23 protein-coding genes are annotated in these 23,122 nt (G+C 71.1%); 16 read left to right on the forward strand and 7 right to left on the reverse strand.

Features of this window, described 5'->3' with window-relative positions; genetic code table 11:
• Positions 1-50 precede the first annotated feature (50 nt).
• Complete coding sequence (locus AB0K00_RS42050; RefSeq protein ID WP_363533290.1) at positions 51-1,175, forward strand: ROK family transcriptional regulator; 1,125 nt, start codon at positions 51-53, stop codon at positions 1,173-1,175.
• A 20-nt stretch (positions 1,176-1,195) separates the two neighbouring features.
• On the opposite strand, the gene AB0K00_RS42055 is transcribed toward AB0K00_RS42050, so the two are convergent.
• Positions 1,196-2,131, reverse strand: coding sequence for an NAD(+)/NADH kinase (locus tag AB0K00_RS42055; RefSeq protein ID WP_363533293.1), 936 nt, complete (start codon positions 2,129-2,131; stop codon positions 1,196-1,198).
• A gap of 199 nt (positions 2,132-2,330) precedes the next feature.
• Here AB0K00_RS42055 and AB0K00_RS42060 point away from each other — a divergent pair, with 199 nt between their 5' ends.
• Positions 2,331-3,524 carry a cytochrome P450 gene (locus AB0K00_RS42060; protein ID WP_363533296.1) on the forward strand — a complete coding sequence of 398 codons (1,194 nt, stop codon included), beginning with the start codon at positions 2,331-2,333 and terminating at the stop codon, positions 3,522-3,524.
• A 31-nt stretch (positions 3,525-3,555) separates the two neighbouring features.
• Here the strand turns inward: AB0K00_RS42060 and AB0K00_RS42065 are convergent, their stop codons facing one another.
• Positions 3,556-4,512: a DUF5996 family protein gene (locus tag AB0K00_RS42065; RefSeq protein ID WP_363533299.1), complete on the reverse strand. Its 957-nt coding sequence runs from the start codon at positions 4,510-4,512 to the stop codon at positions 3,556-3,558.
• Positions 4,513-4,660: 148 nt separating this feature from the next.
• On the opposite strand from AB0K00_RS42065, the gene AB0K00_RS42070 reads away from it, so the two are divergent.
• The 3 genes from AB0K00_RS42070 (at position 4,661) to AB0K00_RS42080 (ending at position 6,515) form a co-directional block, all read left to right on the forward strand.
• Positions 4,661-5,569 carry an LLM class F420-dependent oxidoreductase gene (locus AB0K00_RS42070; protein WP_363533302.1) on the forward strand — a complete coding sequence of 303 codons (909 nt, stop codon included), beginning with the start codon at positions 4,661-4,663 and terminating at the stop codon, positions 5,567-5,569.
• Entirely contained in the window at positions 5,556-6,113 is a 558-nt protein-coding gene (locus AB0K00_RS42075; protein ID WP_363533304.1) for a nuclear transport factor 2 family protein, read from the forward strand. Before AB0K00_RS42070 ends, AB0K00_RS42075 begins: the two co-directional genes overlap by 14 nt.
• 144 nt (positions 6,114-6,257) lie before the next feature.
• Complete coding sequence (locus AB0K00_RS42080; protein WP_363533307.1) at positions 6,258-6,515, forward strand: hypothetical protein; 258 nt, start codon at positions 6,258-6,260, stop codon at positions 6,513-6,515.
• 16 nt (positions 6,516-6,531) lie between these two features.
• Here AB0K00_RS42080 and AB0K00_RS42085 read toward each other — a convergent pair whose 3' ends face one another.
• Together AB0K00_RS42085 and AB0K00_RS42090 are read right to left on the reverse strand one after the other, a co-directional pair.
• On the reverse strand, positions 6,532-7,209 hold the full coding sequence (locus tag AB0K00_RS42085) for an FCD domain-containing protein (RefSeq protein WP_363533310.1): 678 nt from the start codon (positions 7,207-7,209) through the stop codon (positions 6,532-6,534).
• Positions 7,210-7,252: 43 nt separating this feature from the next.
• Positions 7,253-8,365 (reverse strand): C45 family peptidase, encoded by a 1,113-nt coding sequence (locus AB0K00_RS42090; protein ID WP_363533313.1) that lies wholly within the window; start codon positions 8,363-8,365, stop codon positions 7,253-7,255.
• Between the two features lie 134 nt (positions 8,366-8,499).
• Here AB0K00_RS42090 and AB0K00_RS42095 point away from each other — a divergent pair, with 134 nt between their 5' ends.
• Complete coding sequence (locus tag AB0K00_RS42095) at positions 8,500-9,462, forward strand: acetylxylan esterase (RefSeq protein ID WP_363533316.1); 963 nt, start codon at positions 8,500-8,502, stop codon at positions 9,460-9,462.
• Positions 9,459-10,403, forward strand: a complete 945-nt coding sequence (locus AB0K00_RS42100) for an amidohydrolase family protein (protein WP_363533319.1) — start codon at positions 9,459-9,461, stop codon at positions 10,401-10,403. Before AB0K00_RS42095 ends, AB0K00_RS42100 begins: the two co-directional genes overlap by 4 nt.
• Here AB0K00_RS42100 and AB0K00_RS42105 read toward each other — a convergent pair.
• Positions 10,354-11,997, reverse strand: a complete 1,644-nt coding sequence (locus AB0K00_RS42105) for a hypothetical protein (RefSeq protein WP_363533322.1) — start codon at positions 11,995-11,997, stop codon at positions 10,354-10,356. The two genes, AB0K00_RS42100 and AB0K00_RS42105, sit on opposite strands and share 50 nt — an antisense overlap.
• Before the next feature lie 376 nt (positions 11,998-12,373).
• Here AB0K00_RS42105 and AB0K00_RS42110 point away from each other — a divergent pair, with 376 nt between their 5' ends.
• The 3 genes from AB0K00_RS42110 to AB0K00_RS42120 are packed head-to-tail and all read left to right on the forward strand — an operon-like array spanning position 12,374 to position 15,424.
• Complete coding sequence (locus AB0K00_RS42110; protein ID WP_363533324.1) at positions 12,374-13,639, forward strand: extracellular solute-binding protein; 1,266 nt, start codon at positions 12,374-12,376, stop codon at positions 13,637-13,639.
• 4 nt (positions 13,640-13,643) lie between these two features.
• Positions 13,644-14,603 carry a sugar ABC transporter permease gene (locus AB0K00_RS42115; protein WP_363533327.1) on the forward strand — a complete coding sequence of 320 codons (960 nt, stop codon included), beginning with the start codon at positions 13,644-13,646 and terminating at the stop codon, positions 14,601-14,603.
• Positions 14,600-15,424 (forward strand): carbohydrate ABC transporter permease, encoded by an 825-nt coding sequence (locus AB0K00_RS42120; protein ID WP_363533330.1) that lies wholly within the window; start codon positions 14,600-14,602, stop codon positions 15,422-15,424. Before AB0K00_RS42115 ends, AB0K00_RS42120 begins: the two co-directional genes overlap by 4 nt.
• A gap of 42 nt (positions 15,425-15,466) precedes the next feature.
• Here the strand turns inward: AB0K00_RS42120 and AB0K00_RS42125 are convergent, their stop codons facing one another.
• Positions 15,467-16,222 (reverse strand): GntR family transcriptional regulator, encoded by a 756-nt coding sequence (locus AB0K00_RS42125; protein WP_363533333.1) that lies wholly within the window; start codon positions 16,220-16,222, stop codon positions 15,467-15,469.
• Between the two features lie 138 nt (positions 16,223-16,360).
• On the opposite strand from AB0K00_RS42125, the gene AB0K00_RS42130 reads away from it, so the two are divergent.
• The 6 genes from AB0K00_RS42130 (at position 16,361) to AB0K00_RS42155 (ending at position 21,181) form a co-directional block, all read left to right on the forward strand.
• Complete coding sequence (locus tag AB0K00_RS42130) at positions 16,361-17,209, forward strand: cupin domain-containing protein (RefSeq protein ID WP_363533336.1); 849 nt, start codon at positions 16,361-16,363, stop codon at positions 17,207-17,209.
• Positions 17,202-18,167: an ROK family protein gene (locus tag AB0K00_RS42135; protein WP_363533339.1), complete on the forward strand. Its 966-nt coding sequence runs from the start codon at positions 17,202-17,204 to the stop codon at positions 18,165-18,167. Before AB0K00_RS42130 ends, AB0K00_RS42135 begins: the two co-directional genes overlap by 8 nt.
• An 86-nt stretch (positions 18,168-18,253) precedes the next feature.
• Positions 18,254-18,682 carry a DJ-1/PfpI family protein gene (locus AB0K00_RS42140; protein ID WP_363533342.1) on the forward strand — a complete coding sequence of 143 codons (429 nt, stop codon included), beginning with the start codon at positions 18,254-18,256 and terminating at the stop codon, positions 18,680-18,682.
• Between the two features lie 44 nt (positions 18,683-18,726).
• Positions 18,727-19,767, forward strand: coding sequence for a hypothetical protein (locus AB0K00_RS42145; protein WP_363533344.1), 1,041 nt, complete (start codon positions 18,727-18,729; stop codon positions 19,765-19,767).
• Between the two features lie 11 nt (positions 19,768-19,778).
• Positions 19,779-20,444 (forward strand): type 1 glutamine amidotransferase domain-containing protein, encoded by a 666-nt coding sequence (locus tag AB0K00_RS42150; RefSeq protein ID WP_363533346.1) that lies wholly within the window; start codon positions 19,779-19,781, stop codon positions 20,442-20,444.
• Positions 20,441-21,181, forward strand: a complete 741-nt coding sequence (locus AB0K00_RS42155) for an SDR family oxidoreductase (protein ID WP_363533349.1) — start codon at positions 20,441-20,443, stop codon at positions 21,179-21,181. The genes AB0K00_RS42150 and AB0K00_RS42155 overlap by 4 nt, the downstream gene beginning before the upstream one ends.
• 286 nt (positions 21,182-21,467) lie before the next feature.
• On the opposite strand, the gene AB0K00_RS42160 is transcribed toward AB0K00_RS42155, so the two are convergent.
• A complete protein-coding gene (locus tag AB0K00_RS42160) occupies positions 21,468-23,120 on the reverse strand; it encodes a DUF885 domain-containing protein (protein ID WP_363533352.1) in 1,653 nt (550 codons plus the stop codon).
• Positions 23,121-23,122: the final 2 nt, after the last annotated feature.

The following is a 23,122-nucleotide window of genomic DNA, read 5'->3' on the forward strand; positions in this document are numbered from 1 at the left end:
CGGTGGGCCGATGCCTTCGTGTCCACGGCGCCCAGGTCGAGGAGTCGCGCATGCAGTCCACCACCCGGCGCACGGTGCTGGAGCTGGTCCATCGCGGCCGGGCCCGCACCCGGCGCGACCTGTCCCGGCTCATCGGCCTGTCCCGCAGCGCCGTCGCCCAGACGGTCGCGGAGCTGGTCGCCGAGGGCCTGCTGTCCGAGCACGTCACCGACCTGTCCGAGCACGGCACCGACCGCGAGGAGCGGCGCGGACGCCCCTCGACCCAGCTGCGTCTCGTCCCGCACCCCGGTTGGGTCGGCGCGATCGACCTGGGTCACCGGCACGTCGCGGTGGCGCTGGGCGGCATGCACCACAACGTCGTGGACGAGGCGCGCGTCGGGTGGCGGGTCGACCGCTCGGCCCAGGAGGCCCTGGCGCTCGCCCAGAGCATGCTCGCCGACGCGCTGGGCCGCCACGCGGGGCGCCGCGCGGATCTGCGGGCGCTGGGGGTCAGCGTGCCGTTCCCGGTCGTCGACGCCACCGTCCAGCCCATCGGCAGCGTCCCGGGCTGGGACGGGGTCCGCCCCAGCGACCTGCTCGGCCTGCCCAACGCGACCGCCGTGATCGTCGACAACAGCTCGGACCTGGCCGCGTGGGGCGAGTTCGTCCAGGTCGCCGACCCCGGCGTGCGCAGCCTCATCTACGTCAGCGCCGGCGACGGGGTCGGCGGCGGCCTGGTCATCAACGGACAGGTCTTCAGCGGCACGCACGGCATCAGCGGCGAGATCGGTCACGTGCCGGTGCCCGGCTGCCGGCTGCGGTGCCGGTGCGGGCGCACCGGCTGTCTCGACGCCCTCGTCAGTGCGGCCAGCGCCGGCGACGCCTCCAGCGTCCGTGCCGCCGGCCGGGCGGTCGGCACCGTGCTGGCCCAGGTCTCCAGCTTCGTCGACCCCGACCTGGTCGTGCTCGGCGGCGCGCTGGGCAGCTGCGATCCCGGGTTCGTCGACAGCGTCAGCGACTCCTACCGGCGCCACGAACCGTCCCGCCGGGTCGCCTTCACCGCCGCGCGGCTCGGCCTGCGTTCACCCTTGTGGGGCGCCTTCGACCGGGCGACGCAGGAGGCCTGGGCGAGCGCGTTCCAGCTGAGCCCGGCGTCCCGCACCAGGCGGCTCCGGGCCACCGCGCTGCCGGCCTGACGCAGCCGCCGCGTTGCGCGCTACCCGAGCGGGTCCGGTGGCTCCGGGAAGAGCTCGCGGAGCTGGTCCTCGCGCAGCGGCAGGTTGAGGAGGCTGAGTTTGACGGCGTTGCGCTGGAGGTGCGTGTCGGGGTCCAGCCGGATCAGGGAGACCGCGTCGGCGTGGAGCCTGATCGACATCGTCCGGCGCGGGTCGAGCCGGCCGGTGGGCGTGCCGTCGACGGACACCCGCAGCGGCTGGTCGGCGGAGGGGTTCGCCAGCGAGATCGCGTCGTCGGCGCCGAGGACCACGGACCGGCTCATGCCGGACATCGGCGCGACCGGGGTGAGGACCATGGATGGTGAGGCGGGCGAGACGATCGGTCCGCCGGCGGCGTAGTTGTAGGCGGTCGAGCCGATCGGTGTACAGGCGATGAGCGCGTCGGCGCGGTAGTACCCGTGCCGGACCGTGTTGGCGAGCAGGTCGACGCTCATGGTGGTGGACGGTGCCGCCGCGGTGATGACGACGTCGTTGAAAGCGGTCCAGCAGGCCGGCGCGGTGTCGACATGGACGTCGAGGCAACCGTGCGGCTCCAGCGTGTAGGCACCCTCGACGATCCGGGCGAGGGCGGTCTCCAACTGTGCCGGCGCGATCTCCACCAGGAACCCGAGGTTGCCGTGGTTGACGCCGAGCACCGGCACCGGGCGGTCGACAACCAGCCGCATGGCGCCGAGCATCGTGCCGTCGCCGCCCAGGCTGACGATCGCGTCGGCCCGGTCCACGAACTCCTCCGCGTCAACCAGCGTGATGTCGCTGCCGACCCGGACGGCGTCGGCCGTGCGGGCGATGACGGTGGCGCGGTGCCTCGCGGCGGACGTCGTGATCACGCGCACCGAGTCCAGCACGCTCCTGCTCGGATGCACCACCAGGCCGATCGTCTTGACCACGGGCGTTGCCGGCTGGTCGTTGAACGTCAATGACCGACCCCCACACCCAGTGCCTCGTCGCCGCGCATCCAGAAGCGGCCCCGCGCCATGCTTCCCCGGCACCGTCACACGAAACCCCCGGCACGGCGCGGACGGCCGCCGGCAGCTCCGGCCACGCCGTCCAACCGTTTCGGGGCCTGGCGGGCGGGTAGGCCGCGCGTACCGCCGGACCCCGATCGGAGGCTCATCGATGACTGCTCCCACACTGCCGGACCTCTACGAGTGGCTGGAACGGTCCCGCCGCGACGGTCAGGTGCATTACGACGACGGGCAGCAGTCCTGGGCGGTGCTCGGACATCCCGAAGCCGCGGCGGTCCTCACGGATCCGGCCACCTTCTCCTCCGATCTCGGCGATCTGCTGCCCCGGCAGGAGGACATGGACCTGTTCCAGCGCGGCAACTTCGTCCGGATGGACCCGCCCCGGCACGACAAGCTGCGCAAGCTGGTGAGCCAGGCGTTCACCCCGAAAGTGGTGGCGGGTCTGGCTCCCCGCATCGAAGAGGTCACCACCGAACTGCTCGACGCGCGGGCCGGTGAGCGCCGGTTCGACCTGGTCGACGACCTTGCGTATCCGCTGCCGGTGATCGTGATCGCCGAGCTGCTCGGCATCCCGGCGTCCGACCGCCCGGTGTTCCGGCGGTGGGCCGACGGCCTGTTCGAGCGCTCGAACGCCGGCCCCGACGAGTCGCTGGTCCGGATGATGGACGATGCCGCGCTGGACGCGCTGGCGCCGGTGATGCACGAGATGAACGCCTACCTGCTGGCGCACATCCGGTCCCGCCGGGCGTCGCCCGCCGACGACCTGACCAGCCGGCTCGTGGTGGCCGAGGGCGACGGCGAACGCCTGACCGACGAGGAGATCGTCGGGTTCGTCGGCCTGCTGCTGCTCGCCGGGCACATCACGACGACGGCGACGCTGGGCAACACGGTGCTCTGCTTCGAGGCCCATCCGGACGCCGCGGCCGAGGTGCGGGCCGACCCGGCGCTGCTGCCCGCCGCGATCGAAGAGGTGCTGCGCCTGCGCACGCCCTTCCCGCGGCTGGCCCGGCGGGCGACCGCTGCCGTCACGATCGGCCAGGCCGCCATCCCGGCCGGCGCCGTCGTCGTGGCCTGGCTCGCGGCCGCCAACCGCGACGAGCGGGTCTTCGCCGAGCCCGACCGGTTCGACGTCCACCGGTCCCCCAACCCGCACCTCACCTTCGGCCACGGGATCCATTTCTGTGTCGGTGCGCCCCTGGCCCGCCTGGAGACGAAGATCGCGCTGCGGATCCTGCTCGACCGGTACCGCGACATCACCGTCGACGCCGGCGCACCGATCGCGTCGCGCAACCCGTGGGTGATGATCAGCCCCACCAAGCTGCCGCTGGCGGTCAGCCCGGCCTGAGCCCGGCCGACCGCCAGGTGCCCGGCGGCTGTCACGGGGTGAGCAGCAGCGCCCGGCGATGGCTCGGTGGCATCGGCGGCGTCCATTCGAGTTCCTCGCGCGGCCACTGCTGCAGCCGCGCCCCGGCCTCGTACGTGCTCTGGGCGAAGTCCAGGATCGCCTGGCGCGGATCGGCCGAGGTCCGGACGTCGTCGTAGCTGAGGATGCACTCGCCGAGGCCGGCGTCGAACCGCGCCGCCGCCGGGGCGATCGGCTGGTCCCGGATCCCCGGCGGCTCCGGGTAGTTGTAGGCGAAGAAGACCGGCTGCTCGACGCGTTCGCCGTTGAGCCAGGTCCCACCGGGCCAGAAGCCCACCGTGCTCTGCTCGGCGGTGTAGCTGAACCGGGTGATCGTGTCGGCGCCCGGCGGCGGCTCGGCGGGCCGGCCCGAGTACCGCGTGGTGGCCAGGTCGAAGGAGCCCCAGTAGAACTGGACGGGGCTGGCCTTGCCGGTGAAGCGGGCCCGGAACTCGTCGAGGATCGCCTCGACCTGACACAGCACGTGCCAGTAGCGCTCGGCCTGGGCGCCGTCGTAGGTGGCGTGCCGGTCGTCCAGGTCGAACGGGATCGGGTCCGGCACCTCCACCGGCTGCGGCCAGATCGGGACGAACAGCCCGAGGTCGCCGAGTGCCGCCATGGTGTCGGCGTAGAAGTCGCGGACCGGCCGTCCGAGCGGGACGGCGCGCCGCTCCCCGTCGCTGGTCTCGATGCGGACCTGATGGTCGAGCAGGTCGAGCTCCATCTGGAAGGTACGGGCACCGTACGGGATCGCCGCCGTCCGCAGGCCCCGGGCCGACAGCTCCAGGGCGACCTGCCACCAGTGGTTCGCCATCGGTCGCAACGCCAGCGAGATCTTCCCGGCGACCTGGGCATACATGTGCAGCGTGTCGTAGGTGGGTTCCCATGCCTCGATCGGCAGCGCCGGCCAGCGCTGTTCCTGGTTGGTCATCTTCCGCCCCCAAGGTCACCGCCCCGAACCGGGGCGATGTGCTCGGCACGTGTGATGTCGGGGTTGTGCTGCCCGGCTCGAATCCGATCATGCACGTCCGCGGGACCGTCCACCTACCGAGCCAAGCAAGCGCTTGGTACGGTGACGCATGCGCTTCGGCATTCTCAGTCCCGTCGTCTTCCGCCCGCCCGGCCAGTTCAGCGCCTGGGAGACCGACGCGGGCCCGGCCGAGCTGGTCCAGGTCGCCGAGGCGGCGGACCGGCTCGGCTACCACCACCTCACCTGCAGCGAGCACGTCGGCGTGCCTGCCAGGATCGCCGCGCGGGCCGGCGGCACCTACTGGGACCCGCTGGCCACCCTGGGCTTTCTCGCGGCGCACACGACGCGCATCCGGCTGGCCACCCACGTCCTCGTGCTCGGCTACCACCACCCGCTGGAGATCGCGAAGCGCTACGGGACCCTCGACCGACTCAGCGGCGGCCGGGTGGTCCTCGGCCTCGGAGTGGGCAGCCTGAAAGAGGAGTTCGCCCTGCTCGGGGCCGACTTCGACGGCCGCGGCGCCGCCGCCGACGACGCGATCCGGGCGCTGCGAGCCGCCTGGGGACAGCCGCTGCCCGAGTACGAGGGCACCCACTACCGGTTCCGGGACTTCCTCATCGATCCGCACGCACCCCGGCGCCGGGTGCCGCTGTGGATCGGCGGATACACCCGCCGCTCGCTGCGCCGGGCCGTCGAGCTCGGCGACGCCTGGGTGCCGTTCGGCCTGCCGCCCGAGCAGCTCACCACCATGCTGGCCGCGGTCGAGCGGCCGGAAGGCTTCGACGTGATCCTCACGCCACCGCCGCTGGATCCGATCGCGGACCCCGGCGGCGCGCGCCGCCACGTCGAGCAGCTGCAGGCGGCCGGGGCCACGATGATGAACATCGTCCTGCGCCATCGCAGCGCCGAGCACTGTGTCGAGCAGCTGGCGGCCTTCCGGCAGCTCTTCGACCAGGCGTCGTGGCCGGCCGCCGACCAGCCGGCCGGCGTTGCGGAGGCACGACATGCCGGAGCATGACCAGGCGATCGCCGAGCTGCAGCGCCGGGTGCGGGACCTCGAGGACCGGCTGGCCCTCATGCAGCTGCTCGCCACGTACGGTCCCGCCGTGGACAGCGGGTCGGCGGCGCAGACCGCGCGGCTGTGGACCGGCGACGGCGTCTACGACACCTATCCGGCGGTGCTGCACGGCCACGCGGCCATCGAGGACATGGTGACCGGCGAGCTGCACCAGCGGCTGATCCATTCCGGCGCCGCCCACCTGCAGGGCCTGCCGCACCTGGAGGTCGACGGCGACCGGGCCGTCGCCACCGCCTATTCGCAGCTGGTGCTGCGCGACGAGGCGACCGACAGCTTCCGGATCTGGCGCACGGGCGCCAACCGCTGGGAGTTCGTCCGCACCGCGCAGGGCTGGCAGGTCACCCACCGGGTCAACCGCCAGCTCGACGGCAGCGCCGAGGCGCGGGACCTGTTCAGCGCGGCAGTCGGCGAGCGGCCAGGTGCCGGATCGGCTGGTCCGGAAAGCGACCCCGCGCCACGCAACCGGGAGGAGGATGAACGGTGAGGTGGCTATACCTGCCAGCAGGTATCAGCGGGTACGGAAACCGTCAGTCGGAGAGTCCCGCTGGCGCCGAGGCCGTCCCCCAACCGTACGAGAGAACCTGGGTATAGAGAAACATTACATGCCCCACTTGAACAGGTGATCCCCATGACGACTTGCCCGGTTGAGCCGATGCTGAGCATGGCACTGTTCGTCTCCGACGTCTCCGCGTCCGGCGACCAGGACGACGCCACGATTCGCGAGACCGTTGACCGCACGCTCGAGCAGCTCGGGCCGGACGAGTGCTACGCCCGGGCCGCAGAGGTGTTCGGCGACCGCCCCGAGGTTGCACTGGGCCGGATCCAGTGGGCCCGCGAGCGGTGCGCCCGCGCCATGGCGCCGGCGCTCGCCGGCGCGTCCGCCTGACGATCCTGCCGCGCCGCTACTTGCGGCGTCCCGGCCCGGTCACGGTGTCCTCCACGGCGGCCAGATGCAGCTTCATCGCATCGGCCGCCGCTTTCGCGTCCCGCTCCGAAATGGCGGCGAGGATGGCGTCGTGCTCGTCGGCCGCCTGCGTCGCCCGGCCCGGGACGGCGGCCGCGGCGATGGCCTGCTCCTGCAGGACCGAGCGGAGCTCCGAGACCAGCCGCGGGAACAGGGGGTTGGCGGTCGCGGTGGCGATGGCCACGTGGAAGTCGGCGTCGATGCCGACCCGGATGGTGGGGTCCTGTTCCTCACGGAACCGCACGAGCAGCGAGGTCATCGTCTTGATGTCGGTCCGCGAACGGCGCTCGGCCGCGAGGGCGGCCAGGGGCACCTCCAGCGTCCGGCGGACCTCGTGCAGGTCGCGGGGCAGATACTTGCCGGTCAGCAGTTGGGACGGCGCGAACTGCGCGTCGACGAAGGTGCCCTTGCCGGCATACGAACGGGTCAGACCGAGCGCGTTCACGCTGTGCAGCGCCTCACGGATCACCGAACGGCTGACCGCGAACGACTTGGACAGCTCGGCCTCGGAGGGCAGCCGCTGACCCACCGCGAACTCGCCCGACTCGATGAGTTCGACGAGTTGCGATCGCACATGTTCCGCGGCGGTGCGCTGCGCGACGGGGATCACCTTCACGGCTGCCAGGTTAACAGCCTGTCGGGCAGCCGTCCGGTCAGAACTAGGCATCGACGCGCACCGGCTTCGACCAGGTCGACTCGCACGGGCTGCCGGCGGCGTACACCAGCGAACGGGCCGAAAGGTCCATCACGATCCCCGCGATGGTGCAGGTGCGCTCAGCCACCGGCTGGGCCGCGTCCGGGTGCTGGCACACGCTGTACGGCGCGTCCGCGTGATCGGCGAGGGCGTCCTGCAGGCTCTCGGTCGTGTGCGTGTCGTGCTGCCGCACGCGCGCGGTCAGGTGGTGCAGCCGGTTGCGGGTGTGCGCCTTGCGCTCCAGATAGCGGTCCACCCCCGTGAGGCCGTCGACCAGGAAGTGGTTGGCGTGGGTGACCGCACCGTCGACGGGGGTGATCACGCCGCACGGGCCGTCGCCCGGCCCGGTCTCGATGTCCGCGCAGAACCCGCCCGCGTCGGCGATGAGATAGTTCGCGGAGTTCGCCCGCGAGGTGGCTTGGATCCGCTGGGCGGCCTCCGCGCCGCTGTCGCTGTCGAGCACCGATCGCAGCAGCACGTGATACGGAACGCCGAACCGGCCCTCGTCCCCGTCCGAGATGAGGGTGTTGGTGCACAGGCCGACCCCGCTGGAGTTGATCCCGACCTTCGCCAGCATCCCGGCCTCGACCACCGTGACGAAGTCCGGGCCGTCGTCGCGGCGCACCTGCAGCACGATCGCGGTGTCCCGGGCCCCCTCGATCCAGTCCCAGTTCTGGCCCATCAGCGCCGTGCCGGAGGTGGTGCGCTCGGGGGTGAGCGCGAACGACGTGCACTCCGTGGATGCCACCGCCCGGGCCCGCCCGGGAGCGGCGAACATGATCTCGCTGCGGGTGTTCAGAGCCAGGATGTCGGCCACCTCGACGCCGGCGCCGCGGGCGATCGCCCGGATCTCCCGCGCCGACGCCGGCGAGAAGTCCTCGATCGGACCGGCGAACCGGAGTCCATGTCGCCGCACGGTTTCCCAGTCCCACGACGCGTAGTGCATGAACACGCCGGCATAGGTCCGCAACGCGTGCTCGATCCGGGTCTTCGCGGCGAGGCCGTACTGGTATCCCCGCTCTTCCGGGTCGCCCGTGACGGTAACGACGTCGTACCCGGAGGCGACTGTCCGCGCCATACCCGCACCTCCACTTTTGTAGCTCCTGGCCCTCGCCCGCCTAGCAGGCTATCAGGTTGCATGACAAGTTGTCCTTCCCCGGTGCGGCCGCCAGTGCTTAGACTCCTGTCGGACTGTCGGACAGGAGTCGCGCAATGCAGGTAGACCTTCCCCTCGAGCAACTGGTGCGGTACGAGTACCCGCACCCCGAGCCCGGGGACTTCGACGCCTTCTGGAGCCGGACGCTGCGCGAACAGGGCGCGTATCCCCTCGATCCGCGGTTCGAGCCGGTCGACGCCCTGCTCCGGACCGTCGAGGTGTACGACGTCACATTCGCCGGATACGCCGGGGACGACGTACGGGGGTGGCTGCTGCTGCCGCACGAGCGGACCGGCCCCCTGCCGCTCGTGGTGGAGTACCTGGGCTACGGCAGCGGACGCGGGCACCCGGTCGAGTCGCTCGCCTACGCCAGCGCCGGCTTCGCGCACGCCGTCATGGACTCCCGCGGCCAGGGCAGCGCCCTGCGGGCCGGCCACACCGCGGACCCGCACGGGGCGGGCCCGTCCGCGCCGGGGTTCATGACCCGGGACATCCTCGATCCCGAGCGGTACTACTACCGCCGCCTGTTCACCGACGCGTACCGGTTCGTCGACGCCGTGGCGACCCACGAGGCCGTGGCGCGCGACCGGATCGCGGTGACAGGACGCAGCCAGGGAGGTGCCCTGGCGCTCGTGGCCGCCGGCCTGCGCGACGACGTCCGGCTGGCGATGCCGCATGTGCCGTTCCTGTCCGCGTTCCGGCGCGCGGTCCAGGTGACGGACCACAGCCCCCACGGGGAGATCGTGAAATGGCTGGCCGCCCACCGTGGTTCGGTGGAGCGCGCCTTCGAGACGCTCGCCTATTTCGACGCCGTGTCCTTCGCCCGGCGAGCCGCCTGTCCCGGCCGGTTCTGCGTCGCCCTGCACGACGTCGTGAGCCCGCCTTCCACCGTTTTCGCTGCATACAATGCCTATGCCGGGCCCAAGGAGATGACCGTGTGGCAGTTCAACGGCCACGAGGCGGGCGGGCCCGAAGACCTCTTGCGAACCATTCGCGCCGTCCGAGAGCTGGTGTCATGACCATCGTCGACTTCCACCACCACGCGCCGTTGGCGTCCTACGTCCGCCGGTTGACGGCGCTGGGGATCCAGGCCCAGCCGGGCGCCCCGTTCCCGGTGTGGGAACCGGCGGACTCGGTCCGGATGATGGACCGGCTGGGCATCGACCTTGCCGTGCTGTCCGTCGCCTCACCCGGGTTCTACTTCGGCGACCAGGCCTTCACCACGGCCCTGTGCCGGGACACCAACGACGAGCTGACCGAGGTGGTCCGCGACGGCGACGGGCGGTTCACGGCGGTCGCCTGCCTGCCGCTGCCCTCGGTCGACGCCGCGCTCACCGAGGTCGAGCGGGTGTTCGACCGGCCGGAGTTCGCCGGCGTCGGCCTGCTCACCAGCTACGCCGGGTCGTACGTCGGCCATCCCAAGTTCGACCGCCTGCTGGAAACCCTGAACGACCGCGGTGCGTTCGTCCACGTGCACCCGGTGCTGCCCGCGTGGTGGCCCGAGGGCGAGATCCCCCTCCGGCCGTCGGTCCTGGAGTATCTCTTCGACTCGACGCGCCTCATCACGAACCTGCTCCTCACCGACGTGCCGCGCCGGTTCCCGCGGATCCGGTGGGTCTTCTCGCACTGCGGCGGCGCGATGCCGGTCGTCGCTCCGCGCATGGTGCTGGCCGAGGGCATGCCGGAGCTCGCGGCCGTCGCCCAGGACGGCGTCCTGCGCGCGCTGGCGGCGTTCCGCTACGACACCGCCCTGTCCCACACCGCCGCCGACCTCGGCGCGCTGCTGTCCTTCATCGACGACTCGCGGGTCGTGCTCGGCACGGACTTCCCGTTCTCGTCGCTCGACGAGGTGGCCGGGCGTTACGCCCTCCTGCGCGAGTACCTCGGCGACGCGCACCGCTCGGCCGTGCTCAGCGAGAACGCCCGCGAGCTGCTCGGCGAGCTGGGGCGGACCCGGTGACCCGGGCCGGCGGCCGGATGGCCAGCGCCTGGTAGATGGCCGCCTGCTCGGGTCCCAGCGGCGTGGTCTGCGTGACGGTGCCGGCCGGACCGGCGAGGGTCACCTGGGCCACCCGCCCGAGCCGCCGGTTGATGGTCCGCCAGGTCTGACCGCTGGCGTGCTCGGCGACGCGGGTCAGTAGCAGGGCCAGCCACCAGATCAGCACGTCCGCGTGGATGTTGTGCCCCGAGCGGTGGGCGGCCGGCCCGGGCAGCAGCTGTGCCTTGAGGTCACGGGCTTCCAGGAGGTTCCGGTAGCCCAGGGCGACGTCTTCGGCGCTGATGTGCGGGTCGGAGGTGGCGATGAGGTGCTTGCCGTCGAGCCTGGCCTGGGCCTTGACCTTCGCCAGGTCCACCTTCAGGCGCCCGCCGGGCGGCCGGATCAGCCAGCGGCCGAGGGTGGGGTGGTCGCGCAGCGCGCGCTCGGCCCGCACCCGGGCGGCATCGTCGCGGGCGCACCGCTCGGCGATCCGGGCCAGTTCGGCCTGGAGGTGGCCGATCGCCTCGTCGCGTTGCCGGCGGTCGCGCTGCTCCTGGTCCGGGTCGTGGCAGACGACGAACCGGGCGTCCTGACCGTCGAGGCGGACCTCCCGGACGCGGAGGTCGTCGCGGACGTGCCGGTAGCGGCCCGAGCGGGACAGCACCGCCGCGACGAGGCGGTTGCCGTCGCACATGCGCATCCCGGCGATGTAGTGCCCGCCGGCGTGGCGCAGGCCGGCCAGGTCGTCCGCGCCGGAGAAGGCGCGCTCGACCACGGTGACGACCCGGCCCGGATACCGGTCCAGCAGGTCGTCGCGGACCTCGGCCGGGACGGCGCCGGCACCGGCACCACCCGGCCAGCACCAGCAGCGGACCGGGATGCCTTCCCTGGTCACGGCCAGGCCGACGACGACCGGCTCCCCGTCGCATTCGAACTGGACGGTGTCGAAGAACAGCCGGTCGGGCCGGTCGGCCACGGCGAGGAACAGCGACTCCTGCACCCGCGCCTGCGTGTCCGCGTCCACGAGCAGCTCCATCACCCGGCGGGCGTGCTCATCGTCCATCGTGGACAGTCCCGGTACGGCGGCCTCCTCGCGCACCCATTCCGCGGCCGGCAGCCCGCTCGCCGGCGCCACCGCCCGGTGGGCGACCAGCGCGAACAACACCCGTTCCAGGCCGGCGGTGAACCGCCGCGCGCCGGTGGCGGCACGGATCGCCGCGCCCACGTCGAGGCGGTGCCACAGCCCGTCGAGCAGCCAGGTGGCGCCGACGGTCCGGACGTCGACGACCTCCAGCATCGCGGTTCGGGCGGCCGCATCCGCCGGCGCGGCACGGGTTGGCGCGGCACGGGTTGGCGCGGCACCGGTCAGCGTGGCACCGGCCGGCTCGTCGCCGAAGTGCTTGCCGATCGAGGCCGCCAGCCGCCGCAGCCCGGCCGCGTCGACCTGGTCCACCCGGCCCAGGCTCATCAGGACGTCCGGCTTGATCCGCCCGTCCACCCGCCGGTTGTGGGCCAGGGCGACGTAGCGCACCACCGCGCCGTCGGCGTTGGTCCGCGACGTGAACCGCAGAAACATGCCTACGACCAAACCATTCTTGACCTGCTAGCACAAGGTCAAGATACTGAGTCGTGTTACTACATGTTCACCTTCCGAGCCGCTTCGCGACCGGCCGACACCCCACCTGACCAGCGGCGATCCGAAACCGATCTCTCCCCCGTGTGTACCAAACCGCGCCCCCCGGGCGCAAGGAAAGTTCGTAACGAACAGAGCGGAGGCCCTTGCGATCCATCCGACCGCGGTGCACCCTGAGGGACAACCTATCGGGCTGTCAGACAGCCGGGCAGGTTGACAGGTCCGGAGGCACCGCGTACCCCGCGCTTGGCAGGTCTTCGGTCCCCAGCAGAGGAGAGCAGCGATGCGTGCAAGGAACGTATGGCGCGGCCGTGTCGCCGTGGTCATCGGGCTGACGGGGGCCCTGGCCCTCGCGGCCTGTGGTGGAGGAAGTGACTCGGGCGCGAACAGCTCGGGCGAGATCAAGGGAAACATTGACTTCTGGATGGGCGACCCCATCGGGGACGTCCAGCAGCCGATCATGCAGAAGCTGGCGGACGACTACGCCGCCGCACACCCGGGGACCAAGGTGAACCTCCGGTTCCTCGGCAAGGACGCACATCAGACGTACCTGACCTCGATCGCGGGCGGCAGCGTTCCCTGTGTCGCGCTCATCGGCAACACCTGGACCCCCGAGTTCGCGGCACTCAACGCCCTCGAGGTGTACGCCGACGACCCGAAGACGCTCCAGGGCACCTACGTGCCCGGCATGATCGAGTCGACCATCTTCAAGGGCAAGTCCTACGCCGTTCCCTACGACACCGGTGTCCGTGCCTTGATCTACCGCAAGGACATGCTCGAGGGAATCGGCAAGTCCGCGGCCCCCGCCACCTGGGAGGAGCTGCGCGAGGACGCCCTGGCCATCCAGGCGAAGAATCAGGGCGTCAACGGGTTCGGCATCATCGGCGGCGCGCACTGGTACTACCTGCCGCTGATCTGGAACTGGGGCGGGGAGATCGCCAAGCAGAACGGCGACAAGTGGGTCTCCGAGGCCGGCTCGGCGCAGTCCGTCCAGGCGTTCCAGTTCTACTCCGATCTGCTGACCAAGGATCACCTGTCGCCCGCCGGCGCATCGGCCTGGACCGCGGCCGACGTCGACAAGTCCATGGGTCTGGGCCAGACGGCGATGATGGTCGGCGGATCGTGGGACCTGCGGACCATTCTCAAGCAGAGCCCCGATCTGGAGGGCAAGCTGGGCACGGCCGTCCTGCCCAAGGGGCCGGGCGGGAACAACGACACGTTCGCCGGCGGCAGCAACCTTGCCGTGTTCCGCGGGTGCAACAACAAGGCGGTGGCGAACGACTTCGTGAAGTTCATGATGACGAAGGAAAACCTCGTGCCGGTCACCTCGAACCTGGGTCTGCTCCCGGCGACGAACGACGCGCTGGCTCAGGAGAAGGCCACCGGGTCCTTCTCGGCCCCGCTGTTCAAGGCGTACGCCGACCAGGCCGACCACACCCGTTCCATTCCTCCGGTGGCCAGCTGGGGGAAGGTCGAGGGGGCCAACTCCATCGTGAACGCCATGCAATCGATCATGAGCGGCAAGAAGACGGCCGACGCCGCCATGAAGGAACTCGCTGACCAGGTGAACCAGGCAATTGGTTAAGAATGTGAAGACCACAATCCGTCGCGCAGCGTCCTCGGCAACCCCGGGGGCGCTGCGCGAGCGGCGCTTGCCGCGCGGGCAGCAAGGCTTCGAGAAGCGCTTCCTGCCATGGGCCTTTCTGGCGCCGCTGCTCGCGGTGATCGCCGGCGTGGTCGGCTATCCGGTGGTGCGCACGATCTGGCTGTCGTTCTACGACGGTGAGTACCTGCAGCGCGGACCGTTCGTCGGGCTGCAGAACTACCGCGACATCTTCGCCGACCCGAACTACACCGCCGCGCTGCTGCGCACGACCCTGTTCGCGGCCGCGGTGGTCGTCACCACGATCCTGCTGAGCCTGGCCATCGCCCTGGTTCTGGACGCCGCACCCCGCGCCGCCAAGGTGCTCAGCGTCATCGTGCTGCTCCCCTGGGCCATGCCGCGGGTCGCGTCGGGCGTGGTCTGGAAGTGGATGTTCGACGACCAGTACGGCGTGGTCAACTGGCTGCTGGTCAACTGGTTCGGCCTCGACTCCTTCAAGGGCTACTCCTGGTTCAGCACCGGTACACCGGCCATGGTGGCCATCACGGTCGCCGTCGTCTGGCACTCGGTCCCCTTCGTGGCGGTCTCCCTGTTCGCCGGGCTGCGCGGCACCCACGGCGAGGTGGTGGAGGCGGCCCGGGTCGACGGCGCCAGCGCCTGGCAGATCCTGCGCCGCATCCGGCTGCCGATGATCCGTCCCCTGCTGGTCGTGATGACCACGATCTCGACCATCTGGGCGTATCAGTCCTTCGACCACTTCCTGGTGATGACCACACCGCCCGGCGGCCCGGACCACTCGACCGAGGTGCTGTCCCTGCTGACCTGGCTGGAGGCCTTCGCCCAGCTCGATCAGGGCTCCGCCGCGGCCATGGCCGTGGTCCTGTTCCTCATGCTGGCCGCGGTGAGCGTGCTGTACGTCCGGCTGAATCGAGAGGACGTTCGATGACGTCACTGTTGCGCCGTGGTGCGCTGTTCCTGTTCGTCGCCGTGATCGTGGTGAGCAGCCTGTTCCCGTTCTTCTGGATGCTGGTCACGTCGGTCAAGCCCGACAGCGAGCTGTTCACCCGCACCCCGCGGTTCATCGTCACGTCGCCGACCGTGGAGCGGTACACGCACCTGCTCGACGGCAACATTCCCACCCAGTTCCGCAACTCCCTCATCGTCGCCGTCGCCACGACGGCGCTGACCGGCCTCATCGCCCTGCTGGCGGGCTACGCCCTGGCCCGCTACCGGCTGCGGACCCGGCACATCCTCACGGTCGTCATCCTCGTCACGCAGCTGCTGCCGCAGACCATCCTCGTCATCCCGTTGTTCACGCTGTTCCGCAACGCCGGCCTGCTCAACACGTTTCAGGGGCTGACCCTGAGCCACCTGGCCCTGACCGTGGGGCTGTGCACGTTCATGCTGCGCTCGTTCGTCGTGGAGATCCCGTTCGAGCTCGAGGAGGCCGCGCTGGTCGACGGGGCGAGCCGGCTGCGCGCCGTCTGGTCGATCGTGTTCCCGCTGGCCTGGCCGGGGCTGGCGGCGAGCTCCGTCTACGCGTTCATCACGTCGTGGAACGAGCTCATGTTCTCGGCGACGTACATGCAGCGGCCCGAGATCGAAACGCTTCCCGTCGCCCTGCAGCAGTACTTCTCCAGCTACTACACCGACTGGGGCGGGGTGATGGCGGCGAGCGTGATCTTCACGATCCCCGTGGTGATCTTCTTCCTCTTCGTGCAGAAGCGGCTGATGCAGGGCATGGCATCGGGCGCGATGAAAGGCTAGAAGCGGAAGGGCTGGACGCTGAAGAGGCGGGAAGCTGCAGGGTTAGAAGCGGAACAGGGACGCCTGGAACCGGTAGGCGTCCCCGCGGTACAGCTGGCGGCCCACGTCGAAGCACTGGTCGTGCTGGTCGAAGGTCTTCTGGTAACCGACCAGCACCGGGTCGCCGGGCTCGAGGCCGAGCACCTTGGCCTCCCGCGCCTTGACCGCCTCCGCCGCGAGCTCGTAGTCGCACCGGCTGGCCGCGATGTCATACCGGTCGCGCAGCACGTCGTAGAGCGACTGGCCGGTGAAGTCGACGGCCTCGATGCCGGGCACCCGGGCGGCGTCGAGGCACGAGTGGTCGACGCTGAGCGGCGAGCCGTCCAGGAACCTGACCCGGCGCAGGTCGACCACCGGCTGGGCGTCGTCGATGCCCAGCACCTCCGCCTCGGCCAGGGTGGCCGGGCGGACCATGGCCCGCACGACCCGGGACGTCGCCTCCATGCCGCGCTCGCGCGCGACCTCGCTGAGCCCGCGCAGCCGGTTGGGCTCGTGCACGAGCCGGTTCTCGGCCACGAACCAGCCGCGCTGCGGCGACGGCACGATCCGTCCGGCATCGGCCAGGGCGCTGAGCACCTGCCGCAGCGTCACCCGGCTGACCCCGAGCTCGGCGGCCAGGGTCCGCTCACCGGGCAGCCGGGTGCCGGCCGGGAACTGGCCCACGGTCAGCGCTTCGGAGAGGGCACGGTAGGCCTCGACCGCGTTGTTGCGGCCCTCCACCCGGGCCGGGGAGACCTTGAGGTCGAGTGCCTTCGCCACGGCTGCCACTCCTCGGGTTCGTTCGTGTGCGCTGCATCCTAACGCCCTTGCCGCGCATGGCCGATTCGATTGACACGCCCGGCCCGGTCCTCCAGACTGGTCTAATATACAGACCAGTTGGTGCCACGAGAGGGCGACATGACAGACGAGAGCATCCGCGAGCCGCAGGTCCTTCGATACCGGGACCTCGAGCGGCGCACGTGGGGCGACGAGACCACCGGACGGCTGTGCGACTGGTTCTACGCCGACGACGCAACGATGAACCTCAATATTGTGGGAATGCCGCCGAACGGTTCCGCGATCTCCTCGCCCGCCCACCCCACCGTGTTCGGCGCGGACGAGCTCTTCTACGTGCTCGAGGGGCGCATGGTCCAGAGCAACCCGGTCACCGGCGAGGTCTTCGTCGTCAACCCGGGTGAGGCCATCTTCTTCCGCAAGGACACCTGGCACTACCAGTGGAACCACAGCAACGTCCAGCTGCGGATGCTGGAGTTCTTCCAGCCCGCCCCCAAGGCCGGCACGGGCGGCGCCTACGCCCGCTCCCAGCCCCCGCTCGACGGCCCGCCGAAGCAGGGCCAGGACGAGCTGCTCGGCAACTGGCCGATGGCCCGCGACACCCCGCGCGAGCGGACCACCTGGATGATCCGGGAGGCCGACACCCTCTGGCGGATGGAGGGCTCCACCCGGGGCCGCGAGATCCTCGTGGGCATCCTGGCCAGCACCGAGCACCTCACCGCCGGGAAGATGTCGTTCCTGGGCGGCCAGCGCAGCGACGTGTACAGCCACGGCGCCGACAAGGTGATCTTCGTGGAGTCGGGCAACCTGCACGTCGAGCTCACCGGCACGAAGAAGTGGGTCGAGCTGGACCCCTGGGACGGCGTGCGCATCCCGGCCGGCACACCGCACTCGTTCTACAACATGAGCCACGAGCCCGCCACGTGCCTCTTCTCGGTGGCCGGCGAGTACCGGCCGGGCTGCGTTGACTGACGTCGCGGTCGGCGGTGGTCACGACGTCCTCGTGGCCGCCGTCGACTGGGGCGGGACCTGGATCCGGGCGGCCGCCGTGTCGGGCGGCCGGATCGTGCGCAAGGACCGCCGCGCCAAGCCGCCGGGCCTGGCCGAGCAGTACGCCACGGTCGCCGACCTGGTCCTGCGCACCACCGCGCAGCTCGCCCAGGCGCCGGCCGCGGTGGGCGTGGGACTCGCGGGCGTGGTCCAGGAAGGCATCGTCGGCACCGCCCTCAACCTCGGTTTCACCGACGGCACCGACGTCGCGGCCGCGCTGCGTCCGCACCTGCCGCTGCCCGTCCATCTGCTCAACGACGCCCAGGCCACCGCGCTGGGCGTGGCGGCACGCTGGCCGCACGGGACGACCGCCGTCCTGACCATGGGCACCGGCATCGGCGGAGCGGTGATCAGGGACGGTTCGCTGGATCCCGGGCTCGGCGGAGCCGGCGACTTCGGCCACGTGGTGATCGACGTCGACGGTCCCCGCTGCCCCTGCGGCGGCACCGGCTGCCTGGAGCGGCTGGTCTCCGGACGGGGCCTGGCCGACGCCGCGAACGCGCTCGCGGGGGACGGGTCGAGTCCGGTGCTCGCCGCGCGGGCGGGCAGCGGGCGTGTCCTGCACGCCGGAGACCTGCAGGACGCGGCCGGGAGCGGCGACCAGCGGGCGGCCGACGTGCTCGACCGGGCCGCGCTCGCATTGTCCGCGGGCCTGCGCACGATCGTCGCGACGCATGACCCGCACCGCATCGTCCTGGCCGGCGCGGCCCTGGCCCCGGACACCTGGTTCGGGCGGGCGGTGCGAACACACTGGGACCGCACCCGGCCGCGCTGGGCCCGCACGGAGCTGCACCACGTGCCGGAGGACGAGGACGCGGCACTGCGTGGGGCCGCGTCCTACGCGCTCGACAAGCTCGCCGCGGGCCGGCCCGGCTCCTGACGAGCTTCCCTGCCAATCAATCCTGTGACACACTCCAACTGGTCCTTCTTGTAGACCAGTTTTCCTGAGAGGCCAGGTCACTCCGCATGAGTTTGTCCAACCGTTCGATCGTCGTCTTCGCCTTCGACGGCTACCAGGAGCTCGAGTTCTGGTACCCGGTCCTGCGCGCCCGGGAGGAGGGGGCGGAGGTCAAGGTCGTCGGTCCTGGGGAGGGTCCGTGTGAGAGCCACCTGGGCTACCCGGTCCTCGGCGACACGGTCCCGGACGAGGTCGTGTCCGAGGACGTGGACGCACTGGTGGTGCCGGGGACCGTGGCCGGTCGCCCGGCGGTCAGCGACGAGCAGGTGACACTCCTGCGCCGGCTGCGCGCCGCGCAGGTGCCCATCTTCGCCAGCGGCTCCGGCGCCCACCTGGTCCGGGAGCTCGTCCTCGACGTCGATCCCGACCGCGTCGCGGCGGACGCCGACGCCCTCCCCTCCATGTTCACCCGGCTGCGGACCGAGCTGGCCGGCTGAGCCGCGCCCGCCTGCTCTCGTCGACGTCGAAGGAGCGTTTCGTCATGCAGATCTTCCGTACCGTGCTCGGTGACGTCCCGGCCGAGAAGTCGGGCCGCATCCTCACCCACGAGCACCTGCTCTACGGGTACCCCGGGGCCGAGCTGGACCACCGGACCGCGTTCGACCACCCAGCCGCCGTCGAACGGGTCAGCGCCCAGGTCATCGACGGCATGATTCCCAACGGGTACAACACCCTCATCGACATGACCCCGGCCGAGGTCGGCCGCCACCCGCAGTTCATGGTGGACGTCGCCAAGCGCACCGGCATCAACGTCGTGGCGATCACCGGGTTCTTCCCGGAGCGCATGGGCGTGCCGTACTACTGGCGCCGGCAGACCATCGAGGAGCTCACCGAGTTCTTCGTGCGCGACCTCACCGAGGGCATGGTGTTCGCGTGGCAGCAGACGCCGTACAAGGCCGGCGCCATCAAGATCGCCACCGGGCAGGAGAGCGTCTTTCCCAAGCCGAGCCCGGTGGGCGCCTACGGCCGCCACGTCCACGAGGTGGAGGACCGCCTGATCCGGGCGGCCGGCAAGGCGGCCATGGAGACCGGCTGCGGCATCAACACCCACATCGACCCGATGGACTTCGAGGTCACGAACCCGGGACGCGAGCAGCTCGAGATCCTCGACGAGGTCGGCATGGACCTGTCCAAGGTGATCATCGGCCACGCCTTCGTCCCGCCGCAGGTCGCCATGATGCGCGAAGTCCTCAAGATGGGCGCGAACGTCCAGCTGGACCACATCGGCATCCCCTGGCGCGTCGGCAGCGCGGAGGAGCTGGACGAGGCGATGGCCAACGCCCTCATCGAGCTCATCGAGGACGGCTACCTGGACCGCATCGTCCTGTCGTTCGACCGGTGGTTCTTCAACCCCCGGGCGACGGTCACCGAGTCCGACCCGCAGCTGGAGAACGAGAAGGTCAACCTCAACTACATGTTCACCAACTGGGTCCCGCGCCTGAAGGCCAAGGGCGTCACCGACGAACAGCTCGACCAGATCATGATTCACAACCCGCGACGCATCCTGTCGATAACGGTCTGACGGAGGACTTGATGGAACTGCAGAAGGCTCGAGTCGCTGTCCTGGCCGAGAACCTGTACCAGGAGCTGGAGCTGTGGTATCCGGTCCTGCGGCTGCGCGAGGCCGGTGTGCAGGTCACGATCGTGGGCAGCCGCGCCGGCGAGGTGTACGCCAGCAAACTGGGCTACCCGGTGGTGGCCGAGGTCGGCATCGCGGACGTGTCGCCCGACGACTTCGACGCGGTGATCGTGCCCGGCGGCTTCTCACCCGAATACCTGCGCCGGGAACCGAAGTTCGTCGAGTTCGTCCGCGCCCTGAACGACCGGGCCGCCCCGGTCGCCGCGATCTGCCACGCGGGGTGGCTGCTGGCGACGGCGGACATCGTGAAGGGCCGCGCCGTCACGTCGGTCCCCGTCATCAAGGACGACGTGATCCACGCCGGCGGCGACTGGCGCAACGAGGCCGTCGTGGTCGACGGCAACCTCATCACCTCGCAGCTGCCCAACGACCTGCCCCAGTTCCTCGCGCGGATCCTCGACGCCCTGGCCGGCAGCGACGCGAAGGGCGGCGACGTCCCCGCCGTCGTGCGTGCCGCCACGCCGAGCTCGGCGGTGTACCACGCCGCGGCCGTGGTGAAGAACCGTGCGGCCGGGCCGGGATCGGCCAACTACCGGGCGTACGCGGTGGCAGGCGAGTGACCGTCGCGCTGGTCGCCGGCGGCGCCACCGGCATCGGACGGGCCACCGTGCGGGCCCTGCGCGCCGCCGGGACCGACGTGTACCTGGCCGACGTCAACGACGCGGCGGCCGAGGAGGTGGCGGCGCAGGAGGCCCCGGGGCGGATCGTCGTGGGGCACCACGACCTGGCCGACCGGCACGCGCCGAAGGCCGCCGTGGACGCCGCCCTGGCGGCGTTCGAGCGGCTCGACCACGTCGTGGTGACCGCCGGCCTGCACCTCGTCGCTCCCCTGGAGTCCTTCGCGGTCGAAGCGTGGGAAGCGACCATGGCGGTGAACGTGCGGGCGCCCTACCTGCTGGCCCAGGCGGCCGTGGCGGCGCTGGCGGACACCCGCGGCAGCATCGTGTTCACGGGCTCGACCGCGGCCCACCGCGGCAGCCCCGGCACGTTCGCCTACGCCGCGTCCAAGGGCGCCCTCATCAGCCTGACCCGATCCTTGGCGGTCGAGCTCGCGGGCCGTGGCGTTCGCGTCAACAGCGTCTGCCCCGGGTGGATCGACACCCCGTTCAACGATCCGTACTGGAACATCCAGGCCGACGCCGAGGCCGCCCTGAACGGCATCGTCGCGCGGGTGCCGCTGGGCCGGCAGGGCGATCCCGAGGAGGTGGCCGCCCTCATCATGTACCTGCTCGGTCCGGGTGCGGCCTACCTGACGGGACAGTCCGTGACCATCGACGGCGGCCTGCTCTCCGCCTGAGCCACGACAGGCAGGGACAGCTGGTCATCAACGCCTCGACGTCGTCGACGTAGCGCCAGTTGGGGGCGGTCGACGCGGCCCTTGGCCGGGTCGACCGCCCCGCCCCGTAGTTGTACTTTCCGCAGCACCTTGAGGGCTTGCCGCGCGTCGTCAGGCCCTACCGGCGCAGTCCGCTCCCTTGCCGCAGGACGCCAGCGCCTCCCGGATGACAGTCGTCTTCCCGCAGGCCACCGCTGTGAAGATGCTACGGCGCTCGATCAACGTGAGGGCTCAATGCACAGCACCGTCACGACGCCCAGCGCTGGACGAGCTGCGCGAGGATCTCCAGGGGCAGCGGGCCGGAGGTCAGCACGGTGTCGTGGAAGGCGCGGATGTCAAACCGTTCCCCCATCGTGGCGCGGGCGTGCTCGCGGAGCCGCTGAATCTCCAGGCGGCCCACCATGTACGCCAGCGCCTGGCCCGGATCGGCGATGTACCGGTCGGTCTCGGACTGGATCTCGACCTCCGCCATTGCGGTGTTGACCCGCAGATAGTCCACGACCTGCTGGCGGCTCCAGCCCTTCGCGTGGATGCCGGTGTCCACGACGAGACGGGCAGCGCGCATCGAGTCGGTGGCAAGCATGCCGAGCCGGGCGAGGGGGCTGGAGTAGAGACCCATCTCGTCGGCGAGGCGCTCCGCATACAGGCCCCAGCCTTCCCCGTATGCGGTGAACATGGCGATCCGCCGCAGCAGCGGCAGCTCGGTCAGCCCCTGCGCGAGACTGATCTGCAGGTGATGGCCGGGGACGCCCTCGTGGAAGGCGGTCGCCTCGGACACCGTGCGGTCGCGGTCGCCGGGCTGGAACGTGTTGGCGAAGTAGACGCCCGGGCGGCTGCCGTCGATCGCCGGGGCCAGGTAGTAGGCGGCGGGGGCTCCGGGGGCCTCGTCGGCAGGGACCGCCGAGACCGTGCACCGCTGCGCTGGCAGCGTGCGGAACCACTGAGGTGCGGCCTTCTCGGCGCGCTCGATCGCGTCCCGTGCCGCGTCGAGGATCTCGTCGCCGTCGCGCCAGCGCAGCGCCGGGTCGGTGCGCAGGCGGTGCAGGATGTCGGCGGTGTCGGAGCTGCCGAACGCCTCCGCGCCGATCTCCGCGAACTCCCTGGCGAGCCCGGCGATCAGGTCGAGCCCGACGCTGTGCAGCTCGTCGGGTGTGCGGTGCGTCGTGGTGTGCAGGCGCACCTGCCGCAGGTACAGTTCGTCGCCGCCGGGCAGGAAGCACAGCCCGGCCTCCTGCAGATTGCGGGAGGCGGGGGCGATCTCCGTGGCGAGCATCTCGCGGTAAGCCGCGACAGCGGGCCGGACGACCTCGTCGATCAGCCGGTCACGCTCGACGGCGAACCCATTGTCCTCGGCCGGCGCGGGCTTGCGTAGCGGGTCATCATCGGCGTTGGCCAGGTAGCGGTCGAGGTGTGCGACAGCGCCTTCAACGAGGTGCCGGACTGGCCGCCGGCCCGCGGCGACGCCTTCGCGGTGGCGCTGGGCGATCTGCGCGAACGCCTTCGGGAGCTTCCCGAGCCGGGCGAGATAGCCGTCGGCGCGGGTGGCGTCGGTCAGCCCGACCATCGGCAGTTGGACCAGCAACGCTGCGGCCGGCGCGGTCCAGGTGTCGGTGATCGCATACTCGGTGGAGCGCAGGTCGATGGTGTCCACGACGGACTGTGCCTGCTGCAGGATGACGCCGTGGGTGAGCCGATCGTCGTCGCTGAGGCCGTCAGGGTCCAGCGCCTCAGCACGGGCGACGATTGCGAGCGCGCGGTCCTTGACGGCGGTGTCGCCGGCTTCGCTGTAGTCCCGCATCTGGTCGTCGCGGCCGGGGATGCCGAGCAGTGAGGCACCGACGGGGAAGAAGTCGAGCATCACATCGAGCAGGTCGTCAGCGAGCTGGTTGGCAGTGGACATGT

Source organism: Dactylosporangium sp. NPDC049525 (genome assembly GCF_040676755.1).
GTDB lineage: Bacteria > Actinomycetota > Actinomycetes > Mycobacteriales > Micromonosporaceae > Dactylosporangium.